This is a genomic window from Labrys sp. E2SS-1L (genome assembly GCF_057073705.1).
Map to the genome: position 1 here is coordinate 696,163 of NZ_CP172713.1, position 11,178 is coordinate 707,340.

At 65.1% G+C, this 11,178-nt stretch carries 9 protein-coding genes; 5 read left to right on the forward strand and 4 right to left on the reverse strand.

All coding sequences use genetic code 11. From position 1 onward, the window contains the following. Positions 1 to 58: 58 nt before the first annotated feature. The 4 genes from ACIGJE_RS28915 (at position 59) to ACIGJE_RS28930 (ending at position 3,889) form a co-directional block, all read left to right on the forward strand. On the forward strand, positions 59 to 847 hold the full coding sequence (locus tag ACIGJE_RS28915; RefSeq protein WP_483681136.1) for an ABC transporter ATP-binding protein: 789 nt from the start codon (positions 59 to 61) through the stop codon (positions 845 to 847). Beyond that, positions 844 to 1,857: a FecCD family ABC transporter permease gene (locus ACIGJE_RS28920; RefSeq protein ID WP_483681138.1), complete on the forward strand. Its 1,014-nt coding sequence runs from the start codon at positions 844 to 846 to the stop codon at positions 1,855 to 1,857. Before ACIGJE_RS28915 ends, ACIGJE_RS28920 begins: the two co-directional genes overlap by 4 nt. Beyond that, on the forward strand, positions 1,854 to 2,918 hold the full coding sequence (locus tag ACIGJE_RS28925) for a FecCD family ABC transporter permease (RefSeq protein ID WP_483681140.1): 1,065 nt from the start codon (positions 1,854 to 1,856) through the stop codon (positions 2,916 to 2,918). Before ACIGJE_RS28920 ends, ACIGJE_RS28925 begins: the two co-directional genes overlap by 4 nt. Before the next feature lie 65 nt (positions 2,919 to 2,983). Continuing rightward, positions 2,984 to 3,889, forward strand: coding sequence for an ABC transporter substrate-binding protein (locus ACIGJE_RS28930; protein WP_483681142.1), 906 nt, complete (start codon positions 2,984 to 2,986; stop codon positions 3,887 to 3,889). Positions 3,890 to 3,967: 78 nt separating this feature from the next. On the opposite strand, the gene ACIGJE_RS28935 is transcribed toward ACIGJE_RS28930, so the two are convergent. The 4 genes from ACIGJE_RS28935 to gcvT form a co-directional block, all read right to left on the reverse strand. Continuing rightward, positions 3,968 to 5,374 carry an L-serine ammonia-lyase gene (locus tag ACIGJE_RS28935; protein ID WP_483681144.1) on the reverse strand — a complete coding sequence of 469 codons (1,407 nt, stop codon included), beginning with the start codon at positions 5,372 to 5,374 and terminating at the stop codon, positions 3,968 to 3,970. 167 nt (positions 5,375 to 5,541) lie between these two features. After that, a complete protein-coding gene (gene gcvP / locus ACIGJE_RS28940; protein ID WP_483681145.1) occupies positions 5,542 to 8,388 on the reverse strand; it encodes an aminomethyl-transferring glycine dehydrogenase in 2,847 nt (948 codons plus the stop codon). Positions 8,389 to 8,521: 133 nt separating this feature from the next. After that, entirely contained in the window at positions 8,522 to 8,884 is a 363-nt protein-coding gene (gene gcvH / locus ACIGJE_RS28945; RefSeq protein ID WP_483681147.1) for a glycine cleavage system protein GcvH, read from the reverse strand. A gap of 10 nt (positions 8,885 to 8,894) precedes the next feature. After that, positions 8,895 to 10,052, reverse strand: a complete 1,158-nt coding sequence (gcvT, locus tag ACIGJE_RS28950; protein WP_483681148.1) for a glycine cleavage system aminomethyltransferase GcvT — start codon at positions 10,050 to 10,052, stop codon at positions 8,895 to 8,897. A gap of 183 nt (positions 10,053 to 10,235) precedes the next feature. Here gcvT and ACIGJE_RS28955 point away from each other — a divergent pair, with 183 nt between their 5' ends. Beyond that, positions 10,236 to 11,144, forward strand: a complete 909-nt coding sequence (locus ACIGJE_RS28955) for a LysR substrate-binding domain-containing protein (RefSeq protein ID WP_483681150.1) — start codon at positions 10,236 to 10,238, stop codon at positions 11,142 to 11,144. Positions 11,145 to 11,178 lie beyond the last annotated feature (34 nt).

Genomic DNA, 11,178 nt, shown 5'->3' on the forward strand with positions numbered 1-11,178 from the left:
GATGATTTACCGTAACTTAATCTGTATTCAAGCGTGATTTGCGTTGGGTGATTACACGGTGCTCAGGACGAACAATGTGGTGGCCGGCTATGGCAGGCAGCCCGTCTTGCGGGGAGTGTCGGTCGATTTCGAGCCTGGGCGCCTGAATGTCCTGATCGGCCCGAATGGTTGCGGAAAATCGACCCTGCTGAAAGCGATCATGGGCTTTTTGCCCCTGAGCGCCGGCGAGATCACCCTGGCGGGACAGTCGATCCGGGTCATTGGGCGCAAGACGCTCGCTCGCGAAATTGCCTATCTGCCGCAGGACAGCCACTGTCCCGACTATATGACGCTGGGCGAGCTGATCGAATTGGCCGGCTATGCCCGGACATCGGCGATGGCGGGCCCGAGCGTGCGTGACCGGCTGCTGTTTCGACAGGCCCTCGAGAGAGTAGGCCTTGCCGACATGGCACATCGGCCGCTCACCTCGCTCTCCGGCGGCCAAAGGCAGCGCGCCTGGATCGCCATGGTGCTGGCCCAGGACACGCCCATCATCCTGATGGACGAGCCGGTGAACCATCTCGACCTGAAATATCAATATGCCGTGCTGGAACTGGTGCAGAGCCTCGCCCTCGAGCAAGGCAAGACCATCGTCATGGTGCTGCACGACATCAATCTGGCGACGACCTTCGCCGATGAAGTGATCATGCTGCATGACGGGCAGGTCGTGGCCAAGGGACCCGCCGGGCAGGTGATGACCTCCAGCAATGTCGAGCAGGTCTTCGATCTCGACGTCGACATCTTCGAGCGGCAGGGCAGGCTCGTCTGCCTGCCGCGTGTGCAAGCGGAAAAGCCGGTCGCAGCATGATCCGGCGCTGGCTCCTTCTCGGCGCGGCATGCGCGGTGCTCGTGCTGCTCGTCGTCGCCAATCTGAGCTTCGGGGCGGAGGCGATTCCGCCAGCTGAGGTTGTCGCGGCGGTCCTGCGTTTCGAGCCGGCGAGCTATGACGACTATGTCGTCATCTATCAGAGGCTGCCACGCGCCTTGATTGCCCTCTATGCCGGCGCTGCAACGGCTTGCGGCGGCCTGGTGCTCCAAGGCCTGACCCGCAACCCGCTCGCTTCCCCCTCGACCCTGGGCATCAATGCCGGCGCCACGGCCTTTGTCGTCGCCGGGGCCTATCTGTTCGATTTCGGCCTCGATGCGCAGGGCCTCGCCGCCCTGACCGGTGCCGTCGTCGGCTTTGCCGCCAGCCTCACGGTGGCACGGCTCGCCGGACTCTCGCATGATCCGCGCGGCCTGGCGCTCATCCTGGCCGGCGCGCTGGTCTCGATGTTCTTCATCGGCATTGCCAATGCCTTCCTGCTCTCCGATCCGGCCCGGCGCATGGATTTCCTCGGCTGGGTGAACGGCAACATCAACCATGTCTATGCCGACCGCCTTCTGCGCTTCTGGTGGATCGGCCCGATCGCCCTGATCGGGCTGCAATTGCTGGCACGGCCGCTCACCTTGATTGCCCTGGGCGACGGCAAGGCGGCCTCGCTCGGTGTCGACGTCACCCTCGTTTCCCGCCTCGCCTTGACGGCCGTGGCCTGCGCCGCCGGTTCCGCCGTGGCGATCTGCGGGCCGATCGGCTTCGTCGGCCTGGTGGTGCCGCATCTCGTCCGTCCCTTCGTCGGCGGGGGATTCAAGTTTGGCCTGCCGGCCTGCGCCGTCTGTGGCGCTGCCCTGTGCCTGCTCGCTGACCTTGCCGCGCGCGAGGCCTTCAAACCCTATGTCCTGCACACCGGCGTGCTCCTGGACCTGATGGGCGGCGTGGTCTTCGCCCTGATCGTCCGGCGCTATTATCTCGGCACGGCCGCAAGGAGCCCGTCGTGAAGCTGGCGCGGGCTGTCGACGGCAAGGCCGTGCTGCGTTGGCCTGGTGGCCTGCAGATCCGGCTTGGCAATCTCTATGCCGGCTTCTTCCTGATCGTGGCCGCTGTCGCCCTGGCGGCATTGTCCCTGGGCATGGGATCGATCAAAGCGGGGCTGGGGGACCTCGCCGCTGCTCTCGGCGCCGCCCCGCTCGATCCCGACAAGGCCTATGCCTTGTGGGATGTCCGGCTGCCCCGCATCCTCACAGGTTTTCTCGCCGGCTGGCTGGTGGCGATGGCGGCTTCGATGCTGCAGTCACTCACGCGCAATCCTCTGGCCGATCCCGGCCTGCTGGGACTCAGCCAGGGCTCGATGATCATGATCATGCTGCTCCTGATCTATGCTCCGACTGCATCGAAGGCCCTGATCCCGCTGGCGGCGCTGGGCGGAGGGCTCGGCGTGGCCCTGGCCCTGCTTATCCTGGTCGGGCGCGAGCGTTCGAACGGCCTCGCCATCCTGCTGATGGGCATCGCGATCGAGACCGTTCTGTCCTCCATCGCTTCCCTGCTCATCCTCTACACGCCGAGCGAGACATCCTACGCCCTGTCGAGCTGGTTGGCGGGATCGCTGTTCCAGGCGAGCTGGGCGGGGATCGCCGCCCTGGCTCCCTGGTTCCTGCTCAGCCTGCCCGTCGCCTTCCTGGCCGGGCACGCGCTCGGCCCCTACGAGCTCGGCGAGGAGATGGCGCTTGCTCTGGGCGAGCCGATCGGCTGGTCGAGGCCGATCGTACTCGTGCTCGCAGTGCTGCTGGGCGCGGCCGCCGTCACCGCTGTGGGCCCGCTGATGTTCCTGGGTGTGCTGGCTCCCCAGCTCGTCGGCTTCCTCTCACCCGCGCTGGCCCGGGCGAGGCTGTTCCTGGCCGGGCTGATGGGCGGGGTCCTGGTGATATCGGCCGACGGGTTGACGAGGGCGGTGGCTGGCGAGATCGCCATGCCGCTCGGGCTGAGCCTCACTCTGGTCGGTGTGCCGCTCTTCATCCTCTCCCTGCGCCTGAGGGCGCTCAAACTGTTTCGGACACACTGAAAGGCAAGACCATGCGCAAGACCATGCGATGGGCCGTTTTGATCCCGGCCATGTTGGCGGCACAGATGGCTTTGGCTGCGGACCGCGCCGTGACCGACGATACCGGGCGCTCCGTCACCATTCCCCAGGATCCGAAACGGATCATCGTGCTGCATGAACCCCTTCTGGGGCTACCGCTTCTGGACCTCGGCGTCGACATCGCCGGCAGCTACGGCCGCTCCGAAGACGGGCGGATGCTGACCGCCGTCGATTTCATCGATACGGTGCTGGCGAGAAAAGGCCCCAAGCCGACCGGCATCGGCGCTGTCGGCCAGATCGATCTGGAAAAGGTGCGCAAGCTCGATCCGGACCTGATCATCGGCACCGAGCGCGATGTCGACAAGGCCGGCCAGCTTTCGGCGATCGCGCCGGTCTATCTGCAGAAGGCCAGCACCGGCAGGACGCGCGGTATCGGCGTCGAGGAGGATCTGGCCAGGCTTCTTGGCCGGCAGGATGCATTCGCTGCGCGCAAAAAGGCCTATCTCGACCGGGTCGCCGCCCTCAAGGCCAAGCTGCCGCCCAGAGAGCGGGAGCGGACCTATATGGCCGTCATCGTGCATGACCAGGTCAATCTGGTCGGTGAGATCTCGGGCGCGATCCAGGCCCTGGAGGATCTCGGCTATCACCCGGCCAAGGTGGAGGGCATGGGGGCAGGCAAGGGCCTCGGCTCGATCTTCGCCACGCCGCTGAGCCCGGAGATCTTCGGGCGGGTCGATCCCGACCTGCTGGTGATCATGAACAGCTATGCCGAGAAGGACCGCTCGGAAGCGGCGATACGCGCCCGGCTCGGCAAGATCATGCCGGGCTGGGACAAGTTCCTCAAGCCGGCGCGGGAAGGGCGCATTCTCTATCTCGACTCCGGGGAGGTCGCCACCCCCACCATCGCCAGCGCCGAACACACGCTCGACGCCTTCGCCGCCAGGAAGGAGTGAGCCAGGCTCCGCAGCGGCGGCAGGGTGGGGCGTAGAGAGCAACGCCTTCGTTCCGATCGCAACTCGCCTCGCCGGCTCTCAGCACTCCGGCAGGTTGACGGCAAGCCCGCCGGTCGAGGTCTCCTTGTATTTGAGATTCATGTCGATGCCGGTCTGGCGCATCGTCTCGATGCAATTGTCGAGCGGCATGAAATGCTTGCCGTCACCGCGCAAGGCCAGGCTGGCGGCGCTCACCGCCTTGATCGCGCCGAGCCCATTGCGCTCGATGCACGGCACCTGTACGAGGCCCTTGGCCGGATCGCAGGTCATGCCCAGATGGTGTTCCAGCGCGATTTCGGCCGCGTTCTCCACCTGTTCGTTGGAGCCGCCGAGCGCGGCGCAGAGGCCTGCTGCCGCCATGGCCGAAGCCGATCCGACCTCGCCCTGGCAGCCGACTTCGGCCCCCGAGATCGAGGCGTTGTACTTGATGATGCCGCCGATGGCGGCGGCGACCAGCAGAAAATCGCGGATGCCTTCATGGCTCGAGCCGCGGCAATGGTCGCGGTAATAGCGGATCACGGCCGGCACCACGCCGGCCGCCCCGTTGGTGGGCGAAGTGACGACGCGCCCGCCGGCGGCGTTCTCCTCGTTGACCGCCATGGCATAGATCGAGATCCAGTCATTGACGACATGGGGCTGTTCGAGATTGCGGCCCTGTTCGGCCAGGAGCTGCTGGTGAATGGTGTGCGCACGGCGCCGCACCGACAGGCCCCCCGGGAGGATGCCGTCCTGCCGCAAGCCGCGATCGATGCAACCATCCATCGCAGCCCAGATCGTATCGAGCCTGTCGTCCAGCGTGTCGCCATAGACGAGGTGCTCGTTGGCCCGCTTCATCTCGGCGATGCTGAGATTGGAGGAAGCCCCCATCGCCAGCATTTCGGCAGCCGTGCTGAAGGGATAGGGAAAGCCGAGCGCCCCCGGTTCGTCGGATGAGGCCGCATCCCTGTTGCGCTGGGCTTCGAGCTCTTCGGCCGACAGGACGAAGCCGCCGCCGATCGAATAATAGGTCCGGCTGAGAAGCAGCTCGCTATTCGCATCCGTGGCGGCGAGGACCAGGCCATTGGCATGGCCGGGCAGAGGCGGACCATAGTCGAAGACGAGGTCGGTGTCGGGGACAAAGGTGAGCGGCGGCAGGCCGGGAAGCCTGATCACGCCCGCCTGGCGGAGCTCGGCTTCCTTTTCCTGTGCCAGGTCCGGGTCGATGGTGGCAGGCAGGAATCCCATCAGTCCGAGGATGACGGCCCGGTCGGTGGCATGGCCGTGGCCGGTGAAGGCGAGCGAACCGTGCAGGCTGACCTTGAGCCGCAGGTCCGCCATGGCGGATTTATGCTCCACCAGAGCCTTCAATTCGTCCAGGAAGCGTCCCGCCGCCACCATCGGTCCCATCGTGTGAGACGAGGACGGCCCGATGCCGATCTTGAAGATGTCGAAAATCGACAGAAACATGCCTGGCTCTCTACTCAAGGCAGGCGATCCCGAAGATCGCCTGCATCCAGCGTGGTCATTGAAGCGTTTTCCAGAAAAGCTGATAGACTTTTCGATTAAGAAAACGCGTCAAAACAAAGAGTTAGAGATAAAGTGCGATTCAGAGAAATCGCACTTTGCTCTAGCCCTTATTCGGCCGCCTCGACATAGCTTTCGAGCGGCGGGCAGGAACAGACCAGGTTACGGTCGCCATAGACATTGTCGACGCGGTTGACCGGCGACCAATATTTGTCGACCCGGAAGGCGCCGGCCGGATAGCAGGCGATCTCGCGGCTGTAGGAGCGGTTCCACTCGCCCACCAGATCTTCCACGGTGTGTGGGGCATGTTTGAGCGGGTTGTCTTCGGGATCGAGCTTGCCCGCCACGATCGCCTCGGCCTCCGCCGCGATGCCGAGCATGGCCGCGATGAAGCGGTCGAGTTCGGCCTTGGGTTCGCTCTCCGTCGGTTCCACCATCAGCGTACCCGCCACCGGCCAGCTCATGGTCGGGGCATGGAAGCCGCAATCGATCAGCCGCTTGGCGATGTCGTCGACGCTCACGCCGGCGCGGTCCTTGAGCACGCGGGTGTCGAGGATACACTCATGCGCCACCCGGCCCCTGGCCGAATAGAGGATCGGATAGGAAGACGCGAGACGGCTGGCGATGTAGTTGGCGTTGAGGATCGCCACCTTGGTCGCCTGGGTCAGGCCCTCGCCGCCCATCAGCAGGCAATAGGCCCAAGAGATCAGCAGGATCGAGGCCGAGCCATAGGGCGCCGAGGATACCGCGCCCTTCTCGCCGCTTTGTGGCAGGGTCGGCAGATAGGGCGCCAGGTGGGCCTTGACGCCGATCGGCCCCATGCCCGGACCGCCGCCGCCATGCGGGATGGCAAAGGTCTTGTGCAGGTTGAGATGGCTGACGTCGGAGCCGATGTCGCCGGGGCGGGCGAGCCCGACCATGGCATTCATGTTGGCGCCGTCGAGATAGACCTGGCCGCCATGGGCGTGGGTGATCTCGCAGATCTCGCGCACCGTCTCCTCGAACACGCCATGGGTCGAGGGATAGGTGATCATGCAGGCGGCGAGATTGGCCGAATGGGCCTCCGCCTTGGCGCGGAAGTCGGCCACGTCGATGTCCCCGTTCGGCGCGACGCCGACGACGACCACCTTCATGCCGCACATCTGCGCGGAGGCGGGATTGGTGCCATGGGCCGAGGTCGGGATCAGGCAGACGTCGCGATGATGGTCGCCGCGCGCCTGGTGATAGGCCTGGATGGTCAGGAGGCCGGCATATTCGCCCTGTGCGCCGGAATTGGGCTGCATCGAGAAGGCGTCATAGCCGGTGATCTGGCAGAGCTTGGCCTCCAGATCGGTGATCGCCTCGGCATAGCCCTTGGTCTGGCTATCGGGGGCGAAGGGATGCACGTCGGCGAACTCTGGCCAGCTCAGTGCTGCCATCTCGGCAGTGGCGTTCAGCTTCATGGTGCAGGAGCCGAGCGGGATCATCGAACGGTCGAGTGCGAGATCGCGATCGGCGAGGCGGCGCATGTAGCGCGTCATTTCCGCTTCGGCGCGGTTCAGATGAAAGATCGGATGGGTCAGATAGGGAGACGTCCGCTCCAGGGCGTCGGGCAGCCGATAGTCATGGGTGAGGTCATCGTCCTTGCGGTCGATGCCGAAGGCGCGCCAGATGGCTTCGGTATGGCCGCGGCGGGTGCGCTCGTCATAGGCTATGCCGATCTTGCTGGTGCCGACCCGGCGCAGGTTGATGCCTTCGGCTTCGGCCGATTTCAGGATAGCGCCCTGGACTGCACCGACCTCGACCGTCACCGTGTCGAAGAAGGTCGACGGCTCGACCTTATAGCCCTGGCTTTCCAGGCCCTTGACCAGCCGCACCATCTTGCGATGGACACGCTCGGCGATCGCCCTGAGCCCGGTCGGGCCATGGAACACCGCATACATCGAAGCCATCACCGCCAGCAGCGCCTGGGCGGTGCAGACATTCGAAGTCGCCTTTTCGCGGCGGATATGCTGCTCGCGCGTCTGCAGCGACAGGCGATAGGCGCGGTTGCCGCGCGCGTCGATCGAAACGCCGACGATGCGGCCGGGCATGCTGCGCTTGAGCGCGTCGCGCACCGCCATATAGGCGGCATGCGGGCCACCATAGCCCATCGGTACGCCGAAGCGCTGGGTCGAGCCGATTGCGATGTCGGCCCCCATCTCGCCGGGCGCCTTGAGAATGGTCAGGGCGAGCGGGTCGGCGGCGACGCAGGCCAGGGCCTCGGCGCCGTGCAGCGCCTCGATCACGCCAGTGAAGTCATGCACATGGCCATAGGTGCCGGGATATTGGAAGATCGCGCCGAACACGCCGGCCGGATCGAGATCGGCGAAGGGGTCGCCGACCACGACGTCCCAGCCGAGCGCGGCGGCGCGGGTCTGGATCACCGCAATGGTCTGGGGATGGCAATGGTGGTCGACGAAGAAGGCGTTCGCCTTGGACTTGGCGGAACGCCGGCACAGCGCCATCGCCTCGGCGGCCGCGGTGCCTTCGTCCAGCAGCGAGGCATTGGCGACGTCGAGGGCGGTCAGATCCGAGATCATCGTCTGGAAGTTCAGCAGGGCCTCGAGGCGTCCCTGGCTGATCTCCGGCTGATAGGGCGTGTAGGCCGTGTACCAGGCGGGGTTCTCGAAGATGTTGCGCTGGATCGCCGGCGGCGTGACGGTGCCGTAATAGCCCTGGCCGATCAGCGAGATCATCACGCGGTTCTTGTCGGCGACCTCGCGCAGGCGGTTGAGCACGCCGTGCTCGGACAGCGCTGGCCCCCAGGCGAGCGGCGCCTTCTGGCGGATGCCTGCCGGCACGATGGCATCGATCAGTCCATCGAGGCTGTCTGCGCCGACAGCCTTCAGCATCTCGGTCATTTCAGCCGGGGAGGGGCCGATATGGCGCCTGTTGGCAAAATCATAGGGATCGTAGGTGGTTTCGGTGTGAGACATCGTGCCCTCTCAGAGCAAAGTGCGTTCGAGACCGAACGCTTGTTTGCTCCAACTCCTTGTTTCCAAGCCAATTCAAAGAATTGGCTCGAGCGTCTTTGCGATCCTTGACGATTTCGTCAGATCACAAAATGCTCTAGCCGATATGGGCCTTGTAGGCGGCTTCGTCCATCAGGCCAGCCGCGTCGCCGGCATTGGCGAGCTTGAGACGGAAGAACCAGCCGCCGGCCTGCGGATCGGAGTTGACGAGGGACGGGTCATTGACGATGGCCTCGTTTACCTCGACGATCTCGCCGTCGAGCGGGCAATAGACGTCAGAGGCGGCCTTGACGGACTCGACCGTTGCCGCGACATCGCCCTTCGACAGGCGCTTGCCGACACCGGGCAACTCGACGAAGACGAGGTCGCCGAGCTGCTCGGCGGCATGACCGGTAATGCCGACCGTGGCGATGCCGTCGGCGATGTCGAGCCATTCATGGTCTTCGGTGAATTTCGTCATGGTGGGCCTCTCAGCTGCGCTTGTAGCGCGGGGTGATGAAGGGAAGGGTGGCGACGACGACCGGCAGGCGCTTGCCGCGCACCTCGGCGAAGAGCCGGGTGCCCGGTTCGGCGCTGGCCGTGGGAACATAGCCCATCGCAACGGGAGCGCCGAGGGTGGGGCCGAAACCGCCGGATGTGACGCGGCCGATCGGCGCCGGCGCGGTTTCATCGATGAAGAGTTCTGCACCAGCTCGGATCGGTGCGCGGCCTTCGGCGGCGAGGCCGACGCGCCGGCGTGGTGCGCCATGCTCGAATTCGGGTAGGATCACTTCGGCTCCCGGAAAGCCGCCTTCCCGGGCGCCGCCGGTGCGCCGCACCTTCTGCACGGCCCATTCGAGCGCCGCCGCGACAGGCGTCGTGGAGGTGTCGATATCGTTGCCGTAGAGGCAGAGCCCCGCTTCGAGCCGAAGGCTATCGCGTGCGCCAAGCCCGATGGGATGCACATCGGGATCGGCGAGCAGGGCCTTGGCCAGCTCTTCCGCCTGGGCTGAGGGTACCGAGATTTCGTAGCCGTCCTCGCCCGAATAGCCCGAGCGGGAAACCAGGCAGGACACGCCGAGAATGGTCAGCTCCCTCACGTCCATGAAAGCCATGGCGGCGGCCAGCGGCGCAAGCTTGGCCAGCGCGGCCTCCGCGGCAGGCCCCTGGAGGGCAATGAGCCCGCGGTCCGTGAGTTCCTCGATCTCGCAGTCCTCGGACAGATGGGCACGCAGATGGGCGATGTCTTGGCTCTTGCAGGCCGCGTTGACGACCAGGAAGAGATGGTCGCCGCGATTGGCGAACATCAGATCGTCGAGAATGCCGCCCTTGGCATCTGTGAAAAGCCCGTAGCGCTGTCGCCCCGGCTTCAGCCCGAGCACATCGACCGGCACCAGCCGCTCCAGTGCCAGCGCCGCATCTTCGTATTTCCCGGATTTCGCGCGGAGCACGACCTGGCCCATATGGCCGACATCGAACAGCCCAGCCAGGGCACGGGTATGGAGGTGTTCCTTCGCTACGCCTTCGGGAAACTGCACGGGCATGTCGTAGCCTGCAAATTCCACCATTCTGCCGCCGAGCGCGACATTGAGCGCGGTCAGTGGCGTCTTTCCAAGGTCATTCCGGTCAGCTTCATTCCGGTCGTCCATGGGCATGTCCTCGGTGGTGTTCTTGTCAGATCAAGTATCGCAAATGCTGGTCTATGCGTAGGCTTGGCATCCCGGGGCGCCGGCTGCGCCAACCTCTCCGGATGACCTGGATATGCCAGATCGTTTGACATTGCAGAAATTCATAGTTCAAATGCTAGAATTGATATTTCTCATGATAAAGCCATGCAGAACATTCCCACGGAACTCCTGCGCACCTTCGTGAAGGCCATCGATTCCGGCAGCTTTACGCGCGCCGGTGCATTGGTCGGCCGCAGCCAGTCGGCGGTGAGCCTCCAGGTCCGCCGGCTTGAGGAAATCGTGGCTGCGCAGCTCTTTCAAAGGGATGCGCACAAGCTGCAGCTCACCCAGGAGGGAACGTTGCTCGCCCAGTTCGCGCGCCGCATCCTGGCCTTGAATGACGAGGCGCTTGCCAGCATGCGCCAGCCCAAGGTCGCCGGGCGCATCCGGCTGGGTGCCCCGCATGAATATACGGCTTCGCTGCTGCCTGACTTCCTGGGCAAGTTCGCCCAGTCCCATCCGAATGTGATGCTGGAAGTGACGAGCGACCTCAGCAAGAACCTGCTCAGCCGCCAGGCCGATGGCGACCTCGATCTCGTGATTGCCTTGCATGACGAGCCGAACCTGACGGAGGGACGCCAGATCTTCACCGAGCCGCTGGTATGGATGACGAGCGCCGACCATGAGCGCCACACCCAGAGCCCTTTGCCCCTGGTGGTGGCACCGCCGCCCTGCATCTACCGGCACCGCATCCTTGATACGCTGAACGGGCTCGGCAGGCCCTGCCGGATCGCCTATCTCAGCTCGAGCTATGACGGCATTTCCGCCGCCGTGCGGGCGGGGCTGGGCGTGACGGTGATGGCCGAGAGCGCCGCGCCGTCAGGGGTGCGCATGCTCGGCGAGCGCGACGATTTCCCGCCGCTTGGCCATCTCGAACTCAGGCTGCACCGGCTCGCCGGCAATTCGAGCGAGGCGATCATCCGCCTCGAGGACTACATTGCCGAGAGCTTCGCCGACACCGAGCTCGGGCGGGGCGGGGGCGGGCGGGCGCGATCCTTGCCCCCGTCGGAATAGAAACGGCCGATCCGAAGCAGCCCCGGATCGGCCA